The sequence below is a fragment of the Lysobacter sp. CA199 genome, assembly GCF_052078715.1.
Classification (GTDB): Bacteria; Pseudomonadota; Gammaproteobacteria; order Xanthomonadales; family Xanthomonadaceae; genus Lysobacter.
Genome location: NZ_JBQJIL010000008.1, coordinates 350,420 through 368,104 on the forward strand (window position 1 = coordinate 350,420; position 17,685 = coordinate 368,104).

Sequence of the window (17,685 nt, forward strand, 5' to 3'; positions counted from 1 at the left end):
GAAGCGGTGATTGGGGATTCGGGATTCGGGATTGGTAAAGGCGAAAGCCGACCGTCCCGATCCTCCGGATCCCCGCTTTAACGAATCTCAACTCTCTAATCCCGAATCCCGGAGTCAAACATGAAAGACTTGCTCAATCTCTTCAACCAGCAGCGTCCCGCGCTGGACTTCGACGCGATCAAGATCGCGCTGGCTTCGCCGGACCTGATCCGTTCGTGGTCGTTCGGCGAAGTGAAGAAGCCGGAAACCATCAACTACCGTACCTTCAAGCCCGAGCGCGACGGCTTGTTCTGCGCCGCGATCTTCGGACCGATCAAGGACTACGAGTGCCTGTGCGGCAAGTACAAGCGCATGAAGCACCGTGGCGTGGTCTGCGAGAAGTGCGGCACCGAAGTCACCTTGGCCAAGGTGCGCCGCGAGCGCATGGGTCACATCGACCTCGCCTCGCCGGTCGCGCACATCTGGTTCCTCAAGTCGCTGCCCTCGCGCATCGGCCTGATGCTGGACATGACCCTGCGCGATATCGAGCGCATCCTGTACTTCGAAGCCTACGTCGTGACCGAGCCGGGTTTGACCCCGATGGAACGCGGCAATCTGCTGACTGAAGAGCAGTACCTGACCGCGCGTCAGGAGCACGGCGACGACTTCGAAGCCGCGATGGGCGCCGAGGCCGTGTACGACCTGCTGCGCACGATCGACCTGCAGGCCGAAATGCTGCAGCTCAAGGAAGATATCGCCTCGACGGGTTCGGAAACCAAGCTCAAGCGTCTGACCAAGCGGATCAAGCTGGTCGAAGCCTTCCTCGAGTCGGGCAACCGCCCCGAGTGGATGGTCATGACCGTGCTGCCGGTGCTGCCGCCGGACCTGCGTCCGCTGGTGCCGCTGGAAGGCGGCCGCTTCGCGACCTCCGACCTCAACGACCTGTATCGCCGCGTCATCAACCGCAACAACCGTCTGCGTCGTCTACTCGAACTCAATGCGCCCGACATCATCGTGCGCAACGAGAAGCGCATGCTGCAGGAATCGGTCGACGCCCTGATGGACAACGGCCGTCGCGGCCGCGCCATCACTGGCACCAACAAGCGCCCGCTCAAGTCGCTGGCCGACATGATCAAGGGCAAGCAGGGCCGGTTCCGTCAGAACCTGCTCGGCAAGCGCGTGGACTACTCGGGCCGTTCGGTCATCGTGGTCGGCCCGACCCTGCGTCTGCACGAGTGCGGCCTGCCGAAGAAGATGGCGCTGGAACTGTTCAAGCCCTTCATCTTCGCCAAGCTGCAGCGCCGTGGCCTCGCCACGACGATCAAGGCCGCCAAGAAGCTGGTCGAGCGCGAAGAGGCGGAAGTGTGGGACATCCTCGAAGAGGTGATCCGCGAGCATCCGGTGCTGTTGAACCGCGCGCCGACCTTGCACCGTCTGGGCATCCAGGCGTTCGAGCCGGTGTTGATCGAAGGCAAGGCCATCCAACTGCACCCGCTGGTCTGCACCGCGTTCAACGCCGACTTCGACGGTGACCAGATGGCCGTGCACGTCCCGCTGAGCCTTGAGGCCCAGTTGGAAGCGCGCGCGCTGATGATGGCGTCGAACAACATCCTCTCGCCGGCCAACGGCGAGCCGATCATCGTGCCGTCGCAGGACGTCGTGCTGGGTCTGTACTACATGACCCGCGCCCTGGAGAACAAGGCGGGCGAGGGCATGGTGTTCGCCAACGTCGCCGAAGTGAAGCGCGCCTACGACAACCGCGTCGTGCAGATCCACGCCAAGGTCAAGGTCCGCATCAGCGAGATCGTGATCAACGAGGACGGTACCCGCGAGCCCAAGACCTCGATCGTCGACACCACCGTCGGCCGCGCCCTGCTGCGCGAGATCCTGCCCGACGGCCTGCCGTACGCGCTGGCCAACACCGAGCTGACCAAGAAGAACATCAGCCGGTTGATCAACTCGTGCTACCGCATGCTCGGTCTGAAGGACACGGTCGTGTTCGCCGACCGCCTGATGTACACCGGCTTCGCTTACGCGACCCGCGCCGGCGTTTCGATCGGCATCGACGACATGATCATCCCGGGCGAGAAGAAGGGCATCCTGGCCGAGGCTGAAACTGAAGTGCTGGAAATCCAGCAGCAGTACCAGTCCGGTCTGGTCACCGCCGGCGAACGCTACAACAAGGTCGTCGACATCTGGTCGCGCACGAACGAGCGCGTGGCCAAGGCGATGATGGACGCGATCGGCACCGATACCGTCCTGAATGCCGAAGGCAAGATGGTTCCGCAGAAGTCCATGAACTCGATTTACATCATGGCCGACTCCGGCGCGCGTGGTTCGCAGGCGCAGATCCGCCAGCTGGCCGGTATGCGCGGCCTGATGGCGCGTCCCGACGGCTCGATCATCGAGACGCCGATCACCGCGAACTTCCGCGAAGGCCTGAACGTTCTTCAGTACTTCATCTCGACCCACGGCGCGCGTAAGGGCCTGGCCGATACCGCGTTGAAGACCGCGAACTCGGGTTACCTGACCCGTCGTCTGGTCGACGTGGCCCAGGACGTGGTGATCACAGAAGACGATTGCGGCACGCTCGAAGGTCTGATGATGACCCCGATCGTCGAAGGCGGCGACGTGGTCGAACCGCTGCGCGATCGCGTGCTGGGCCGCGTCGTGGCCGAGGACGTGTTCCTGCCGGGCAACGACGAAGATCCGATCGTCACCCGCAACACCCTGCTCGACGAAGCCTGGGTGGCCAAGCTCGAAGAGGCCAGCGTCCAGTCGATCAAGGTCCGCTCCACGATCACCTGCACCAGCAGCTTCGGCGTGTGCGCGAACTGCTACGGCCGCGATCTCGGCCGCGGCCACCTGGTCAACCACGGCGAAGCGGTCGGCGTCGTCGCCGCTCAGTCGATCGGCGAGCCGGGCACCCAGCTGACCATGCGTACCTTCCACATCGGTGGTGCGGCATCGCGAGCTGCGGCGATCGACAACGTCACGGTCAAGACCACCGGTTCGATCAAGTTCAACAACCTCAAGCACGTCGCGCACGCCAACGGCCATCTGGTCGCGGTGTCGCGTTCGGGCGAGCTGTCGGTGCTCGACCCGCACGGCCGCGAGCGCGAGCGCTACAAGTTGCCGTACGGTGCGACCGTCGCGGTCAAGGACGGCGCCGAGATCAAGGCCGGCCAGACCGTCGCCAATTGGGATCCGCATAACCACCCGATCGTTTCGGAAGTCGCCGGTTTCATTCGCTTCATCGACTTCGTCGATGGCGTGACCGTGATCGAGAAGACCGACGAACTGACCGGCCTGGCGTCGCGCGAAATCACCGATCCCAAGCGTCGCGGCTCGCAGGGCAAGGACCTGCGTCCGATCGTGCGTATCGTCGACAAGAACGGTAAGGACCTGTCGATCCCCAACACCGATCTGCCGGCGCAGTACCTGCTGCCGCCGCGTTCGATCGTCAACCTGCAGGACGGCGCCGCGGTCGGCGTGGGCGACGTGGTCGCCAAGATCCCGCAGGAAGCGTCGAAGACCCGCGACATCACCGGCGGTCTGCCGCGCGTGGCCGACTTGTTCGAAGCGCGCAAGCCCAAGGACCCGGCGATCCTCGCCGAAGTCTCCGGCATCGTCAGCTTCGGCAAGGACACCAAGGGCAAGCAGCGCCTGATCATCAAGCAGGCCGACGGTGAAGAGCACGAAGAGCTGATCCCCAAGTATCGCCAGATCATCGTGTTCGAAGGCGAGCACGTGGAGAAGGGCGAGACCGTGGTGGACGGCGAGCCGAGCCCGCAGGACATCCTGCGCTTGCTGGGCGTGGAGCCCTTGGCCGTGTACCTGACCAAGGAAATCCAGGACGTCTACCGCCTGCAGGGCGTGAAGATCAACGACAAGCACATCGAAGTGATCGTCCGTCAGATGCTGCGTAAGGTCGAAATCACCGACCACGGCGACAGCAAGTTCCTGCACGGCGAGCAGATCGAGCGTCAGCGCTTCGTCGAAGAGAACGTGCGTCTGTTGGCCCGTAACCTGATCCCGGCCAAGTACGACCCGGTCCTGCTGGGCATCACCAAGGCCTCGCTGGCGACGGAATCCTTCATCTCGGCGGCTTCCTTCCAGGAAACCACCCGCGTGCTGACCGAGGCCGCCGTGCGCGGTACTCGCGATGGTCTGCGCGGCCTGAAGGAGAACGTGATCGTCGGCCGTCTGATCCCGGCCGGTACCGGTCTGGCTTACCACACCCAGCGTCGCAAGAACGCGTCGGGTCTGACCGACTCGGAGATGGAAGCCCTGGCCGGTCCGGTCTCGGTGGCCGAGGTTGCGGCCCCGGCGGTCGAAGCCCTGGCCGGCGACGACAACGCCTAAGCGTCGGCGTCGTTCCAAACGGTTGCAGAACAAGGCGGGCAGCGATGCCCGCCTTGTTTTTTGCCGGTTACGACGGCCGGCGCGGAATCCGGCCGGTCCTGCGGCGATGGGGGCTGGCAAATGCCCAAAATTGTGCTATCGTCGCTGACCGGATCGACCCGTATGGGTCGAATCCCAGATCACGAAATTAGGCGCAGGGAGCGCCTAGTGTTCGGCCCAGGGTAGGGCGGGATCAATCGAATAGGTATGGAGTCGGCGCAGCTTTGCGCTGGTTCTGCTTGTTCGTGTCGCCTGCGTTGACGGAGACGTTCAGCGCGGGCTATACTTTTTCGTCTCGGCAGGTCGGGTGTATTCGGCTTGCCGTTCGTTTCTCACGAAGCGGCCGCCCGGCCCCTCAATACAAGAGTTCTAGATGGCAACCATCAATCAGCTCGTCCGCAAGCCGCGGCAGGCGACCACCTACAAGAGCGCCTCGCCGGCGCTCGCGAACTGCCCGCAGCGTCGCGGCGTTTGCACCCGCGTGTACACCACGACCCCGAAGAAGCCGAACTCGGCTCTGCGTAAGGTCGCCAAGGTGCGCCTGACCAACGGTTACGAAGTCATTTCGTACATCGGCGGCGAAGGCCACAACCTGCAGGAGCACTCGGTCGTGCTGATCCGCGGCGGTCGCGTCAAGGACCTGCCGGGCGTTCGCTACCACACCGTGCGCGGCTCGCTCGATGCCGCCGGTGTCGCCAAGCGTCGCCAGAGCCGTTCCAAGTACGGCGCCAAGCGTCCGAAGTCCTAAGCGCGTCGCTGCCCAGGCCGGCGCCCGGCGCCGCCACCCGCAAGCACGTCTGTCAAGAATCACGAAAATAGGTACGCACCATGTCGCGTAAAGGTTCCACCCCTCAGCGTTCGGTTCTGCCCGATCCCAAGCACGGCAGCGAGACGATCGCGCGCTTCATCAATATGGTCATGCAGAGCGGCAAGAAGTCCGTCGCCGAGAAGATCGTGTACGGCGCAATGGACGTCATCGGAGAGAAGAATCCGAACGCCCTTGAGCTGGTCGAGAAGGCGCTGACCAACGTTTCGCCGTCGGTCGAAGTCAAGTCGCGTCGCGTCGGCGGCGCCACCTACCAGGTGCCGGTCGAAGTTCGTACCTCGCGCCGCATGGCGCTGGCGATGCGCTGGTTGATCGAATCCGCGCGTAAGCGCGGCGAGAGCTCGATGCCGCGCAAGCTGGCCGCCGAGCTGCTCGACGCTTCGGAAAACCGCGGCGCGGCGATCAAGAAGCGCGAAGAGACCCACCGCATGGCGGAAGCGAACCGCGCGTTCGCCCACTACCGCTGGTGATCCAAGCGCCCTGGCGACAGGGCCTTCGCAACATCCGCATGAGATGTTGCCGCGGCGGCTGAAAGGCCGCCTTGCGAACCGGAGGCCGCCGATAAGGCGGCATCCGGCCATCTGGAATTCGAAAACTTATTACGAGAGGGTCCCGTGGCTCGCACCACTCCCATCGAGCGTTACCGCAACTTCGGCATCATGGCTCACATCGATGCCGGTAAGACCACGACTTCCGAGCGCATCCTGTTCTACACCGGCGTCAGCCACAAGATCGGCGAAGTGCACGAAGGTGCCGCGACGATGGACTGGATGGAGCAGGAGCAGGAACGCGGCATCACCATTACCTCCGCCGCGACCACCGCGTTCTGGAAGGGCATGGACAAGTCGCTGCCCGAGCACCGCTTCAACATCATCGACACCCCCGGGCACGTCGACTTCACCATCGAAGTCGAACGTTCGCTGCGCGTCCTCGACGGCGCGGTGTTCGTGCTGTGCGCGGTCGGCGGCGTCCAGCCGCAGTCGGAGACCGTGTGGCGTCAGGCCAACAAGTACTCCGTGCCGCGCATGGCGTTCGTCAACAAGATGGACCGCACCGGCGCCAACTTCGACAAGGTCGTCGAGCAGCTGAAGTCGCGCCTGGGCGCGTACGCTGTTCCGATGCAGGTGCCGATCGGCGCCGAAGAAGGCTTCGAAGGCGTGGTCGACCTGCTCAAGATGAAGGCGATCCACTGGGACGTCGCATCGCAGGGCACCAAGTTCGAGTACCGCGAAATCCCGGCCGACCTGCAAGCCAAGGCCGACGAAGCTCGCGCGTTCATGATCGAAGCCGCGGCGGAAGCCTCGGAAGAGTTCATGGACAAGTACCTCAACGAGGGTGAGCTGACCGAGGAAGAGATCGTCGCCGGTCTGCGCGCGCGCACCTTGCGCGTCGAGATCGTGCCGGTGTTCTGCGGTTCGGCGTTCAAGAACAAGGGCGTTCAGGCCATGCTCGACGGCGTGATCAACCTGCTGCCGTCGCCGTCCGATCGTCCGCCGGTTCCCGGCATCGATGAAGACGACAAGGAAGACAGCCGCAAGGCGTCGGATACCGAGCCGTTCTCGGCGCTGGCGTTCAAGATCATGACCGACCCGTTCGTGGGTTCGCTGACCTTCTTCCGCGTCTACTCGGGCGTGCTCAATTCGGGCGACCAGGTGTACAACCCGGTCAAGTCGAAGAAAGAGCGCGTGGGCCGCATCCTGCAGATGCACGCCAACCAGCGCGACGAAATCAAGGAAGTCCGCGCCGGCGACATCGCCGCGGCCGTGGGCCTGAAGGACGTGACCACCGGCGACACGCTGTGCGCGCAGGATCACATCATCACCTTGGAACGCATGATCTTCCCGGAGCCCGTCATCTCGATGGCGGTCGAACCGAAGACCAAGTCGGACCAGGAAAAGATGGGTATCGCCCTGGGCCGCCTGGCTCAGGAAGATCCTTCGTTCCGCGTGCGCACCGACGAAGAATCGGGCCAGACCATCATCGCCGGCATGGGCGAGCTGCACCTGGACATCCTCGTCGACCGCATGAAGCGCGAGTTCAATGTCGAAGCCAACGTCGGCAAGCCGCAGGTGGCGTACCGTGAGACCATCCGCAAGTCGGACGTCAAGTCGGACTACAAGCACGCCAAGCAGTCCGGCGGTAAGGGTCAGTACGGTCACGTCGTGATCGAGCTGTCGCCGATGAACGAGAAGGACCGCGCGAACGAGGACGTCGAGAACGATTTCCTGTTCGTCAACGACATCACCGGTGGTGTGATTCCGAAGGAATTCATCCCGGCGATCGAGAAGGGCCTGCGCGAAACCATCACCAGCGGTCCGCTGGCCGGCTTCCCGGTCGTGGGCGTCAAGGTCAAGCTGGTGTTCGGCTCGTACCACGACGTCGACTCCTCGGAAATGGCGTTCAAACTCGCCGCGTCGATGGCGTTCAAGGAAGGTTTCCGCAAGGCCGATCCGGTCCTGCTGGAGCCGATGATGAAGGTCGAAGTCGTGACGCCGGAAGATTACGTCGGCGACGTGATGGGCGACTTGAGCCGTCGTCGCGGGTTGCTGCAAGGCCAGGACGACACGCCGTCGGGCAAGACCATCAACGCGATGGTTCCGCTGGGCGAGATGTTCGGTTACGCGACGACCATCCGTTCGCTGACCCAGGGCCGCGCGACCTTCACGATGGAATTCGATCACTACTCCGAGGCGCCGAACAACATCGCCGAGACCGTGATCAAGAAGGGCGGCTGATTGACGGGATTCGGGGGCGGGGATTCGCGAAAGCGAGTTCCTAACTGCTCCCGAAGCCTTAGGTCGGCTCTTCATCGCGAACAATTCAGTAAGGGATCGGGCCGTTCTAGATCGCCAATCCCAAATCCCGAATCACAGAACTTAAGAGAGACATATCATGGCTAAGGGTAAATTCGAGCGCACCAAGCCGCACGTAAACGTCGGCACCATCGGTCACGTTGACCATGGCAAGACCACGTTGACCGCAGCGCTGACCAAGGTGGGCGCAGAGCTTTTCGGTGGTGAGTTCAAGGCATACGACGCGATCGACGCGGCGCCGGAAGAGAAGGCGCGCGGCATCACGATCTCGACCGCGCACGTGGAATACGAATCGAAGAATCGCCACTACGCGCACGTCGATTGCCCGGGCCACGCGGACTATGTGAAGAACATGATCACCGGTGCGGCGCAGATGGACGGCGCGATTCTGGTGTGCTCGGCCGCTGACGGCCCGATGCCGCAGACGCGCGAGCACATTCTGCTGTCGCGTCAGGTCGGCGTGCCGTACATCGTCGTGTTCCTGAACAAGGCCGACATGGTGGACGACGCCGAGCTGCTTGAGCTGGTCGAGATGGAAGTGCGCGAGCTGCTGACCAAGTACGAGTTCCCGGGCGACGACACCCCGATCATCCACGGTTCGGCGCGTCTGGCGCTGGAAGGCGATCAGAGCGAAATCGGCGTGCCGTCGATCCTGCGTCTGGTCGAAGCGCTGGACACCTTCATTCCGCAGCCGGAACGTGCGATCGACAAGCCGTTCCTGATGCCGGTGGAAGACGTGTTCTCGATTTCGGGCCGCGGCACCGTGGTGACCGGTCGTATCGAGCGCGGCATCGTGAAGGTGGGCGACGAAATCGAAATCGTCGGTATCCGTCCGACCCAGAAGACCACTGTTACTGGCGTGGAGATGTTCCGCAAGCTGCTGGATCAGGGCCAGGCGGGCGACAACGCCGGTCTGCTGCTGCGCGGCACCAAGCGTGACGACGTGGAGCGTGGCCAGGTGCTGTGCAAGCCCGGTTCGATCAAGCCGCACACCGACTTCGAAGCCGAAGTGTATGTGCTGTCGAAGGACGAAGGCGGCCGTCACACCCCGTTCTTCAAGGGCTACCGTCCGCAGTTTTACTTCCGCACGACCGACATCACCGGCGCTTGCGAGCTGCCGGAGGGCGTGGAGATGGTGATGCCGGGCGACAACGTGAAGATGGTGGTGTCGCTGATCAACCCGGTGGCGATGGACGAAGGCCTGCGTTTCGCGATTCGCGAAGGCGGCCGTACCGTCGGCGCGGGCGTGGTGGCGAAGATCATCAAGTGATGAACTGACCCGTGCGCGCTCGCGCGCCTGGGTTTGTCAAACCGTCATCCCCGCGAAAGCGGGGGTGAGGCGACACCGCTTGCGACATGCGTGGAAGCGCATGTCGCGTGGCGCCGAACGCCATCGCGCTATGCGCGATGGCCGGGGTCGAAAGTCGGTGGCGACGGATCTTCGGTTCTGGCGTCATGCTTCAAGGCGACGATCTCAGGATCTCGTCCGCTTCAAGTAAACCCGCGACGGCCCAAGCCGTCGCCGGTTTTCCCAACCCCGGTCCCGCGACCGAGGTTGGGAAAACCGGTAGTCGAGGTCCCGCCCGGAGAGGGCAGGGGCCCGCATTCACGATCCGAGAGCAGGGTGCTTGCACTCTCCGATCGGATGCATGTAGAATGCGCGACCACCGTGCCACCCCTGTTTATGCCGGGGCGGCGCAACCAGCGAAATGAGGAGCAGGACGCACCTCGTATTCGCCAGACAGGGACATGTCGCACGGCAGCGCTCCATACGTTCTGGGCCCCGAACTGAAAAGTTCACGGCATCCAAAGAACGCTAATGGGGCCCTTCGTGCGTTCTACTCAGTCTGGGCGGGCCGGGAAACCGGGCCGCCTTAGCTTTTCCAGGCAAGGAAGCTCCGGGGCGAGGGTGTTGTCCTGGAGTGTTTGCGTTTTCGTGGGGTCGGCGCACCCAGAAGCCGTCCCGTCGCTCTTTTAACCAAGGAATTCCGTCATGGCGGACCAAAAGATCCGGATCCGGCTCAAAGCGTACGATCATCGTCTGATCGACCGCTCGGCCAGCGAGATCGTCGAGACGGCCAAGCGGACCGGCGCGCAAGTGCGCGGCCCGATCCCGCTGCCGACCAAGATCGAGCGTTACACCATTCTCGTCTCCCCGCACGTCGACAAGGACGCGCGCGACCAGTACGAGACCCGCACGCATAAGCGCGTGCTCGACATCGTCGACCCCAACGACAAGACCGTGGACGCGCTGATGAAGCTCGAACTCGCGGCTGGCGTTGATGTCCAGATCAAGCTGACCTGAGGCACCTACCATGACCGCGAAGAAATATTCGTTGGGCATCGTCGGTCGCAAGGCCGGCATGAGCCGCTTCTTCACCGAAGACGGCAAGTCGGTTCCGGTGACCCTCATCGAGGCCACTCCGAACCGTATTACCCAGATCAAGACGACGGAAACCGACGGCTACAGCGCCGTGCAGGTGACCGTCGGCGTGCGCCGCGCCGCGCTCGTCAACAAGCCCGAAGCCGGTCACCTCGCCAAGGCGAAGGTCGAAGCAGGTCGCGGCTTGTGGGAACTGCGCGTGGAAGCCGACAAGATCGGCGCTTTCGAAGTGGGCGGCGAGATCAAGGCCGACATCTTCGAAGTGGGCCAGATCGTCGACGTCCAAGGCATCACCAAGGGCAAGGGCTTCCAGGGCACGATCAAGCGCTGGAACTTCAGCATGGGCGACGCGACCCACGGTAACTCGTTGTCGCACCGCTCGCCGGGTTCTATCGGCCAGCGCCAGACGCCGGGCCGCGTGTTTCCGGGCAAGAAGATGTCCGGCCACATGGGTTCCGTTCAGCAGAGCACGCAGGGCCTGGAAGTGGTCAAGGTCGACGCCGAGCGCGGCCTGATCGCGATCAAGGGCGCCGTGCCGGGCGCTCCGGGCGGTGACGTGATCGTCCGTCCGTCGAGCAAGGGAGCATAACGATGGAACTTGCCATCAACGGTAGCGACAAGAAGCTGTCGGTTTCCGACGCCATCTTCGATCGCGAATTCAGCGAAGACCTGGTTCACCAGGTTGTTGTGGCCTACCGCAACGCGGGCCGCGCCGGCACCAAGGCGCAGAAGACGCGTTCGGAAGTCAACGGCACCACCAAGAAGTCGAAGAAGCAGAAGGGCGGCGGTGCGCGTCATGGCGCGCTGACGGCTCCGATCTTCGTCGGCGGCGGCGTGACCTTCGCGGCCAAGCCGCGCAGCTTCGCCCAGAAGGTGAACCGCAAGATGTACCGCGCGGCGATCGCTGCGATCCTGTCGGAGTTGAACCGTCAGGGCCGCATCACCGTCGTCGAGAAGCTCGACCTGGATTCGCCGAAGACCTCGGGCATGATCTCCATGCTGAAGTCTCTGGAAGCCGGCCGTCGTCCGCTGCTCGTCACCGAGGAAGCGTCCGAGAATCTGTACCTCTCGGCCCGCAACCTGCCTTATGTGGAAGTCCGCGACGTGCAGGGACTCGATCCGGTGGCCCTCGTCGGCGCCGATTCGATCGTGTTCACCGCCGATGCGGTCAAGAAGATCGAGGAGTGGCTGGCATGAACGACGCCAAGCTCTACAGCATCATCCGCGCACCGCGCGTGTCCGAAAAGACCGCGCGTCTGCAGGAAGTCTCCAACCAATACGTCTTCGAAGTGGCGACGGACGCTACCAAGGCCGACATCAAAGTCGCCGTGGAAAAGCTGTTCGACGTGAAGGTCGAGGCTGTCAATGTGGTCAACGTGAAGGGCAAGGAAAAAGCCTTCAAGAACCGCATGGGCCGTCGCGCCGACTGGCGCAAGGCGTACGTGAAGCTGGCCGAAGGCCAGTCGATCGACGTGATGGCCAAGGCCTGAGGAACGATCCATGGCATTGATGACTTTCAAGCCCACCTCCGCCGGTCGCCGCAACGCGGTCCGCGTTGTGACTCCGGGCCTGCACAAGGGCGCGCCGCACGCGGCGTTGGTCGAAAAGCAGAGCAAGAGCGGCGGCCGTAACCACCACGGTCGCATCACCACCCGCCACATCGGCGGTGGCCACAAGCAGCATTACCGCATCATCGACTTCAAGCGCGACAAGGAAGGCATTCCGGCGCGCGTGGAGCGGATCGAATACGATCCCAACCGCACCGCGCACATCGCGCTGCTGTGCTACGTCGATGGCGAGCGCCGTTACATCATCGCCCCCAAGGGCCTGAAGGACGGCGATCAGGTGATCGCGGGCCGTGACGCTCCGATCCGCGTCGGCAACACGCTGCCGCTCACCAACATCCCGGTCGGCTCCACGGTGCATTGCATCGAAATGAAGCCGGGCAAGGGTGCTCAGCTCGCCCGCGCCGCCGGCGCCGGCGTGCAGCTGGTCGCTCGCGAACAGGGCTACGCCACGCTGCGTCTTCGCTCCGGCGAAATGCGCAAGGTGCCGGTCGAGTGCCGCGCCACCATCGGCGAAGTCGGCAACGACGAGCACAGCCTCGAGAAGCTCGGCAAGGCCGGCGCCAAGCGTTGGCGCGGTATCAAGCCGACCGTTCGTGGCGCCGCCATGAACCCCGTCGACCACCCGCACGGTGGCGGTGAGGCGAAGGCTGGCCAGGGCAACCCGCATCCGGTCACCCCGTGGGGTGTTCCGACCAAGGGTTACAAGACGCGCAAGAACAAGCGCACCACGCAATTCATCGTGCGCGATCGCAGGGGTTAATCGAACATGGCACGTTCACTGAAGAAGGGCCCGTTCGTCGACCATCATCTGATGAAGAAGGTCGAAACCGCGGGCAACAACAAGAAGCCGATCAAGACCTGGTCGCGTCGTTCGATGGTGCTGCCGGAAATGGTTGGCTTCACGATCGCCGTCCACAACGGCAAAAACCACATCCCGGTGCTGGTCAACGAAAACATGGTTGGCCACAAGCTTGGCGAGTTCGCTCTGACCCGTACGTTTAAGGGTCACGGCGGCGACAAGAAGTCGGGCAAGTAAGGAGATGACCATGGAAGCGAAAGCCATCCTGCGCACCGCGCGCATCTCCCCGCAGAAGGCCCGCCTGGTCGCCGACCAAGTGCGCGGTCTGTCGGCCGAGCGCGCCGTCAACCTGCTGAAGTTCTCGGACAAGAAGGCGGCTGCACTGATCCGTAAGGTCGTGGAGTCCGCCATCGCCAACGCCGAGAACAATCAGGGCGCTGACATCGACGAGCTCAAGGTCACGACCATCATGGTGGACGAGGGTCCCGCACTGAAGCGCTTCATGGCTCGTGCGAAAGGCCGCGGCACCCGCATCCTCAAGCGCACCAGCCACATCACTGTGGTTGTGGGCGCCGGCAAGTAAGGCGGAGTCAGACAATGGGTCATAAAGTTCATCCGACCGGAATCCGCCTTGGTATCTCCAAGGATTGGAATTCCAAGTGGTTTGCCGGCAAGAAGCAGTATGCCGAGTACCTCGCCGCCGACCTCAAGGTCCGCGAGATGCTCCGCAAGAAGCTTGCTCAAGCGGGTATTTCCAAGATCTTCATCGAGCGTCCGGCGAACAACGCCCGCGTGACGATCCACACCGCCCGTCCGGGCGTGGTGATCGGCAAGCGCGGCGAGGACATCGAGAAGCTGCGTAAGGAAGTCAGCGCGCTGATGGGCGTTCCGGCGCACATCAACGTGACCGAGGTCCGCAAGCCGGAACTCGACGCGCAGCTGGTCGCCGAGTCGATCGCTCAGCAGCTGGAACGTCGCATCATGTTCCGCCGCGCCATGAAGCGCGCGGTCGGCAACGCGATGCGCCTGGGTGCCCTGGGCATCAAGGTCAACGTCGCCGGCCGTCTCAACGGCGCCGAAATCGCGCGTTCGGAGTGGTACCGCGAAGGTCGCGTGCCGTTGCACACGCTGCGTGCCGACATCGACTATGGCTTCGCTGAAGCCAAGACGACCTACGGCATCATCGGCATCAAGACCTGGATCTATAAGGGCGAAGTGTTCGACTTCTCCCAGGTGGGCCAGGAGAAGCAGGACGATTCGCCGCGCAGCGATCGTGGTGACCGCGGCGACCGCGGTGATCGTAACGACCGTCCGGGCCGTCCTGCCCGCGAACAGAGGTAATCCGTCATGTTGCAACCCAAGCGAACCAAGTACCGCAAGGTACACAAGGGCCGCAATGATGGCCTGAGCTGGAGCGGTAACGCCGTCAGCTTCGGCGAATACGGCCTCAAGGCAACCGCGCACGGTCAGCTGACCGCGCGCCAGATCGAGGCGGCCCGCCGTTCGATCAGCCGTTACGTCAAGCGTGGCGGCAAGATGTGGATCCGCGTGTTCCCGGACAAGCCGATCACCAAGAAGCCGATCGAAGTCCGAATGGGCTCCGGTAAGGGCAACGTCGAGTACTGGGTCGCCCAGATCCAGCCCGGTCGCATGATTTACGAGATCGAAGGTGTGGCCGAGGACGTGGCGCGCGAAGCGTTCCGTCTGGCTGCCGCCAAGCTCTCGGTGACCACCACTTTCGTTACCCGGACGGTGCGCTAATGGAACTCAAGCAACTTCGCCAGAAGTCGGCGGATGAGCTCAAGACTCATCTGGTCGAACTGCATAAGGAGAGCTTCGCTCTTCGCATGCAGAAGGCCACCGGTCAGCTCAACAAGACCCACGAACCCCGCCGTGTGAAGCGCGAGATTGCTCGCGTGAACATGCTGCTGGGTGAGAAGAAGTAAGGACCCGCCATGACCGACAACAATACAGACAAGGCGCTGCGCACGGTTGAAGGCCGGGTTGTCAGCAACAAGATGGACAAGACCGTCACCGTGCTGGTTGAGCGTCAGGTCAAGCACGCGCTGTACGGCAAGTACATCCGTCGCTCGACCAAGCTCCACGCTCACGACGCCGAGAACGCCTGCAAAGAAGGCGACATCGTGCGGGTGAAGGAGATTGCTCCGATGTCCAAGACCAAGAACTGGAGCGTGGTTGAAATCGTCAGCCGCGCGGCCGTCTAAGAGGAGGCTGAACCATGATCCAGATGCAAAGCTACCTCGGCGTTGCCGACAACTCCGGTGCTAAGGAAGTGATGTGCATCAAGGTGCTCGGCGGCTCCAAGCGCCGTTACGCGCACATTGGCGACATCATCAAGGTCACCGTGAAAGACGCGATCCCGCGTGGCAAGGTCAAGAAGGGCGACGTCTACGACGCCGTCGTGGTCCGCACTCGTAAGGGCGTTCGTCGCCCGGACGGCTCGCTGATCCGCTTCGATGGCAACGCTGCGGTGTTGCTCAACAATAAGCATGAGCCGATCGGCACCCGTATCTTCGGACCCGTGACTCGCGAGCTGCGCTCGGAGAAGTTCATGAAGATCGTCTCGCTCGCGCCTGAAGTGCTCTGAGCAGAGGAACTAGACCATGAACCGTATCAAGAAGGGCGATCAAGTGATCGTCACCGCCGGCAAGGACAAGGGCAAGAAGGGCGATGTGGTGCGCGTGCTCGGCGACAAAGTCGTCGTGGCGAACATCAACATCATCAAGCGCCACACCAAGCCGAACCCGCAGGCCAACCAGCCCGGCGGCGTGATCGAGCGCGAAGCGCCGATCCACATTTCCAACGTCATGCTGTTCAACCCGGCCTCCGGCAAGGGCGAACGCATCGGTTTCAAGGTGCTGGAGGATGGACGCAAATTGCGTGTGTTCCGCTCCAGCGGTGAGGCGGTTGACGCCTGAGGAATGCTGAAATGACCACCCGGCTCGAAGAGTTTTACAAGAAAGAAGTGGTTCCGTCGCTGACTGAAAAGTTCGGCTACAAGAACCCGATGGAAGTGCCGCGCCTCGTCAAGATCACGCTGAACATGGGCGTGGGCGAAGCCGCCACCAACAAGAAGATCCTGGAAAATGCCGTTGCGGACATGACCAAGATCGCCGGCCAGAAGCCGATCGTGACCAAGTCCCGCGTGTCGGTGGCTTCGTTCAAGATCCGCGACGGCTGGCCGATCGGCGCCAAGGTCACCCTGCGTCGCGCCAAGATGTACGAGTTCCTGGACCGCCTGGTCAACATCTCGTTGCCGCGCGTGCGCGACTTCCGTGGTGTCTCCGGCCGTTCGTTCGATGGCCGTGGCAACTACAACATGGGCGTCAAGGAACAGATCATCTTCCCGGAAATCGATTTCGACCAAGTCGACGCCGTTCGCGGCATGGACATCGCGATCACCACGACCGCGAAGACCGATGCCGAGGCCAAGGCCCTGCTCGAAGCCTTCCGCTTCCCGTTCCGTAACTGAGTCTAGGATTGAACAATGGCTAAGACTTCCATGATCAACCGCGACATCAAGCGGACCAAGCTGGTGAAGAAGTACGCCGGCAAGCGCGATGCGTTGAAGAAGATCATCTCCAGCGACAGCTCTTCGTATGAAGAGAAGGCTGAAGCGGTCATCAAGCTGCAGAAGCTGCCGCGCGACTCCTCGCCGAGCCGTCAGCGCAACCGCTGCGCCCTGACCGGTCGTTCGCGTGGCGTCTACCAGAAGTTCGGCCTCGGCCGTAACAAGCTGCGTGAAGCCACCATGCGCGGCGATGTGCCGGGTCTGCGTAAGGCAAGCTGGTAAAATCTGGTATCCTTACCGGCTTTCCCGGTTCCACCGCCGCGGCCTTTGGGTCGCGGCGGCGTTGTCGAAACATCGTAACTAGTTGAATCTATTGCTGAAATTCGCAATCCCGCGGATATCGGTGCTACTCATAGGTGATATTCAATGAGCATGACTGATCCCATCGCCGACATGCTGGTCCGCATGAAGAATGCGGCCGCTGTGCGCAAGCAGACGGTGAAAATGCCGTCGTCCAAGGTCAAGGTGGCTATTGCCGCCGTGTTGAAGGACGAGGGTTACATCCTGGATTCGCGCGTGACCGAAGTCGGTCCGGGCAAATCCGAACTCGAAATCTCGCTGAAGTACTACGAAGGCAAGCCGGTGATCGAGCGCCTCCAGCGCTACTCCCGTTCGGGCCTGCGCCAGTACCGCGGCAAAGATGCGATCCCGAAGGTCCTCGGCGGCCTGGGCATCGCGATCATCTCCACCTCCAAGGGCATCATGACTGACGCCCAGGCGCGCCAGCAGGGCGTCGGCGGTGAAGTCCTGTGCTTCGTGGCCTAAGGGAGTAAACGAACATGTCCCGAGTTGCCAAGAAGCCGGTCGTCCTCCCGAAGGGCGTCGAAATCAACATCCAGGCCGATTCCGTCGTCGCCAAGGGCCCGAAGGGCTCGCTGTCGATCGGTAAGCCGGCCGCCATCAATCTGAAAGTCGAGAACGGCGAAGCCGTGTTCACGACCGAAGACGCGGCGCTGATCCCGCTGACCGGCACCCTGCGCGCCATCCTCGCCAACATGGTGAAGGGCGTGTCGGAAGGCTTCGAGCGCAAGCTCGAGCTGGTCGGCGTCGGTTACCGCGCCTCGATGCAGGGCAAGGACCTGAACCTGGCGCTGGGTTTCTCCCACCCGGTTCTGTTCACCGCTCCGGAAGGCATCACCATCGCCACTCCCACCCAGACCGAGATCGTGGTCCAGGGCGCGGACAAGCAGCGCGTCGGTGAAGTCGCCGCCAAGATTCGCGGTTTCCGTCCGCCGGAGCCCTACAAGGGCAAGGGCGTGAAGTACGCCGGCGAAGTCATCATCCGTAAGGAAGCCAAGAAGGCCTAACGGGTAGGGCGCCG

The 17,685-nt window shown here is 62.8% G+C and carries 22 protein-coding genes; all 22 read left to right on the forward strand.

Annotated elements, in window-relative coordinates; all coding sequences use genetic code 11:
* Positions 1–120 precede the first annotated feature (120 nt).
* The 22 genes from rpoC (at position 121) to rplF (ending at position 17,671) form a co-directional block, all read left to right on the forward strand.
* Positions 121–4,344, forward strand: coding sequence for a DNA-directed RNA polymerase subunit beta' (gene rpoC / locus ACTOWJ_RS16620; RefSeq protein WP_441335731.1), 4,224 nt, complete (start codon positions 121–123; stop codon positions 4,342–4,344).
* Between the two features lie 412 nt (positions 4,345–4,756).
* Positions 4,757–5,131 carry a 30S ribosomal protein S12 gene (gene rpsL / locus ACTOWJ_RS16625; RefSeq protein WP_036115437.1) on the forward strand — a complete coding sequence of 125 codons (375 nt, stop codon included), beginning with the start codon at positions 4,757–4,759 and terminating at the stop codon, positions 5,129–5,131.
* A gap of 80 nt (positions 5,132–5,211) precedes the next feature.
* Positions 5,212–5,679, forward strand: a complete 468-nt coding sequence (rpsG, locus tag ACTOWJ_RS16630) for a 30S ribosomal protein S7 (protein ID WP_057943881.1) — start codon at positions 5,212–5,214, stop codon at positions 5,677–5,679.
* A gap of 144 nt (positions 5,680–5,823) precedes the next feature.
* Positions 5,824–7,944 (forward strand): elongation factor G, encoded by a 2,121-nt coding sequence (fusA, locus tag ACTOWJ_RS16635; protein ID WP_441335732.1) that lies wholly within the window; start codon positions 5,824–5,826, stop codon positions 7,942–7,944.
* 157 nt (positions 7,945–8,101) lie between these two features.
* A complete protein-coding gene (tuf, locus tag ACTOWJ_RS16640; RefSeq protein WP_441335724.1) occupies positions 8,102–9,292 on the forward strand; it encodes an elongation factor Tu in 1,191 nt (396 codons plus the stop codon).
* Positions 9,293–10,015: 723 nt separating this feature from the next.
* Positions 10,016–10,327 (forward strand): 30S ribosomal protein S10, encoded by a 312-nt coding sequence (rpsJ, locus tag ACTOWJ_RS16645; RefSeq protein WP_027070119.1) that lies wholly within the window; start codon positions 10,016–10,018, stop codon positions 10,325–10,327.
* 10 nt (positions 10,328–10,337) lie between these two features.
* Positions 10,338–10,994 carry a 50S ribosomal protein L3 gene (gene rplC / locus ACTOWJ_RS16650; protein ID WP_441335733.1) on the forward strand — a complete coding sequence of 219 codons (657 nt, stop codon included), beginning with the start codon at positions 10,338–10,340 and terminating at the stop codon, positions 10,992–10,994.
* A gap of 2 nt (positions 10,995–10,996) precedes the next feature.
* Positions 10,997–11,602 (forward strand): 50S ribosomal protein L4, encoded by a 606-nt coding sequence (gene rplD, locus ACTOWJ_RS16655; RefSeq protein ID WP_441335734.1) that lies wholly within the window; start codon positions 10,997–10,999, stop codon positions 11,600–11,602.
* Complete coding sequence (gene rplW / locus ACTOWJ_RS16660; RefSeq protein ID WP_441335735.1) at positions 11,599–11,895, forward strand: 50S ribosomal protein L23; 297 nt, start codon at positions 11,599–11,601, stop codon at positions 11,893–11,895. The genes rplD and rplW overlap by 4 nt, the downstream gene beginning before the upstream one ends.
* 10 nt (positions 11,896–11,905) lie before the next feature.
* Entirely contained in the window at positions 11,906–12,733 is an 828-nt protein-coding gene (gene rplB, locus ACTOWJ_RS16665) for a 50S ribosomal protein L2 (RefSeq protein WP_057943875.1), read from the forward strand.
* 6 nt (positions 12,734–12,739) lie between these two features.
* Entirely contained in the window at positions 12,740–13,009 is a 270-nt protein-coding gene (gene rpsS / locus ACTOWJ_RS16670) for a 30S ribosomal protein S19 (RefSeq protein WP_057943874.1), read from the forward strand.
* 10 nt (positions 13,010–13,019) lie between these two features.
* Positions 13,020–13,355 (forward strand): 50S ribosomal protein L22, encoded by a 336-nt coding sequence (rplV, locus tag ACTOWJ_RS16675; protein WP_036111801.1) that lies wholly within the window; start codon positions 13,020–13,022, stop codon positions 13,353–13,355.
* A gap of 14 nt (positions 13,356–13,369) precedes the next feature.
* Positions 13,370–14,113, forward strand: a complete 744-nt coding sequence (gene rpsC / locus ACTOWJ_RS16680) for a 30S ribosomal protein S3 (protein WP_441335736.1) — start codon at positions 13,370–13,372, stop codon at positions 14,111–14,113.
* Positions 14,114–14,119: 6 nt separating this feature from the next.
* Positions 14,120–14,533: a 50S ribosomal protein L16 gene (rplP, locus tag ACTOWJ_RS16685; protein ID WP_036111797.1), complete on the forward strand. Its 414-nt coding sequence runs from the start codon at positions 14,120–14,122 to the stop codon at positions 14,531–14,533.
* The gene (gene rpmC / locus ACTOWJ_RS16690; RefSeq protein ID WP_441335737.1) at positions 14,533–14,718 is read left to right on the forward strand and encodes a 50S ribosomal protein L29; all 186 of its coding nucleotides are present in this window, start codon (positions 14,533–14,535) and stop codon (positions 14,716–14,718) included. Before rplP ends, rpmC begins: the two co-directional genes overlap by 1 nt.
* A 9-nt stretch (positions 14,719–14,727) precedes the next feature.
* Complete coding sequence (gene rpsQ / locus ACTOWJ_RS16695; RefSeq protein ID WP_441335738.1) at positions 14,728–14,997, forward strand: 30S ribosomal protein S17; 270 nt, start codon at positions 14,728–14,730, stop codon at positions 14,995–14,997.
* Positions 14,998–15,011: 14 nt separating this feature from the next.
* The gene (gene rplN, locus ACTOWJ_RS16700) at positions 15,012–15,380 is read left to right on the forward strand and encodes a 50S ribosomal protein L14 (RefSeq protein WP_031373826.1); all 369 of its coding nucleotides are present in this window, start codon (positions 15,012–15,014) and stop codon (positions 15,378–15,380) included.
* A 16-nt stretch (positions 15,381–15,396) separates the two neighbouring features.
* A complete protein-coding gene (gene rplX, locus ACTOWJ_RS16705) occupies positions 15,397–15,711 on the forward strand; it encodes a 50S ribosomal protein L24 (RefSeq protein WP_441335739.1) in 315 nt (104 codons plus the stop codon).
* An 11-nt stretch (positions 15,712–15,722) separates the two neighbouring features.
* A complete protein-coding gene (rplE, locus tag ACTOWJ_RS16710) occupies positions 15,723–16,265 on the forward strand; it encodes a 50S ribosomal protein L5 (RefSeq protein ID WP_441335740.1) in 543 nt (180 codons plus the stop codon).
* Positions 16,266–16,280: 15 nt separating this feature from the next.
* A complete protein-coding gene (gene rpsN / locus ACTOWJ_RS16715; protein WP_441335741.1) occupies positions 16,281–16,586 on the forward strand; it encodes a 30S ribosomal protein S14 in 306 nt (101 codons plus the stop codon).
* A gap of 144 nt (positions 16,587–16,730) precedes the next feature.
* Positions 16,731–17,129, forward strand: a complete 399-nt coding sequence (gene rpsH / locus ACTOWJ_RS16720) for a 30S ribosomal protein S8 (protein ID WP_441335742.1) — start codon at positions 16,731–16,733, stop codon at positions 17,127–17,129.
* Positions 17,130–17,143: 14 nt separating this feature from the next.
* Positions 17,144–17,671 (forward strand): 50S ribosomal protein L6, encoded by a 528-nt coding sequence (rplF, locus tag ACTOWJ_RS16725; RefSeq protein ID WP_441335743.1) that lies wholly within the window; start codon positions 17,144–17,146, stop codon positions 17,669–17,671.
* The last annotated feature ends 14 nt before the right edge of the window (positions 17,672–17,685 follow it).

Coding starts and splice junctions, on each gene's coding strand:
- rpoC (WP_441335731.1), top strand. CDS start 121: ATGAAAGACTTGCTCAATCTCTTCAACCAGCAGCGTCCCGCGCTGGAC.
- rpsL (WP_036115437.1), top strand. CDS start 4,757: ATGGCAACCATCAATCAGCTCGTCCGCAAGCCGCGGCAGGCGACCACC.
- rpsG (WP_057943881.1), top strand. CDS start 5,212: ATGTCGCGTAAAGGTTCCACCCCTCAGCGTTCGGTTCTGCCCGATCCC.
- tuf (WP_441335724.1), top strand. CDS start 8,102: ATGGCTAAGGGTAAATTCGAGCGCACCAAGCCGCACGTAAACGTCGGC.
- rpsJ (WP_027070119.1), top strand. CDS start 10,016: ATGGCGGACCAAAAGATCCGGATCCGGCTCAAAGCGTACGATCATCGT.
- rplC (WP_441335733.1), top strand. CDS start 10,338: ATGACCGCGAAGAAATATTCGTTGGGCATCGTCGGTCGCAAGGCCGGC.
- rplD (WP_441335734.1), top strand. CDS start 10,997: ATGGAACTTGCCATCAACGGTAGCGACAAGAAGCTGTCGGTTTCCGAC.
- rplW (WP_441335735.1), top strand. CDS start 11,599: ATGAACGACGCCAAGCTCTACAGCATCATCCGCGCACCGCGCGTGTCC.
- rplB (WP_057943875.1), top strand. CDS start 11,906: ATGGCATTGATGACTTTCAAGCCCACCTCCGCCGGTCGCCGCAACGCG.
- rpsS (WP_057943874.1), top strand. CDS start 12,740: ATGGCACGTTCACTGAAGAAGGGCCCGTTCGTCGACCATCATCTGATG.
- rplV (WP_036111801.1), top strand. CDS start 13,020: ATGGAAGCGAAAGCCATCCTGCGCACCGCGCGCATCTCCCCGCAGAAG.
- rpsC (WP_441335736.1), top strand. CDS start 13,370: ATGGGTCATAAAGTTCATCCGACCGGAATCCGCCTTGGTATCTCCAAG.
- rplP (WP_036111797.1), top strand. CDS start 14,120: ATGTTGCAACCCAAGCGAACCAAGTACCGCAAGGTACACAAGGGCCGC.
- rpmC (WP_441335737.1), top strand. CDS start 14,533: ATGGAACTCAAGCAACTTCGCCAGAAGTCGGCGGATGAGCTCAAGACT.
- rpsQ (WP_441335738.1), top strand. CDS start 14,728: ATGACCGACAACAATACAGACAAGGCGCTGCGCACGGTTGAAGGCCGG.
- rplN (WP_031373826.1), top strand. CDS start 15,012: ATGATCCAGATGCAAAGCTACCTCGGCGTTGCCGACAACTCCGGTGCT.
- rplX (WP_441335739.1), top strand. CDS start 15,397: ATGAACCGTATCAAGAAGGGCGATCAAGTGATCGTCACCGCCGGCAAG.
- rplE (WP_441335740.1), top strand. CDS start 15,723: ATGACCACCCGGCTCGAAGAGTTTTACAAGAAAGAAGTGGTTCCGTCG.
- rpsN (WP_441335741.1), top strand. CDS start 16,281: ATGGCTAAGACTTCCATGATCAACCGCGACATCAAGCGGACCAAGCTG.
- rpsH (WP_441335742.1), top strand. CDS start 16,731: ATGAGCATGACTGATCCCATCGCCGACATGCTGGTCCGCATGAAGAAT.
- rplF (WP_441335743.1), top strand. CDS start 17,144: ATGTCCCGAGTTGCCAAGAAGCCGGTCGTCCTCCCGAAGGGCGTCGAA.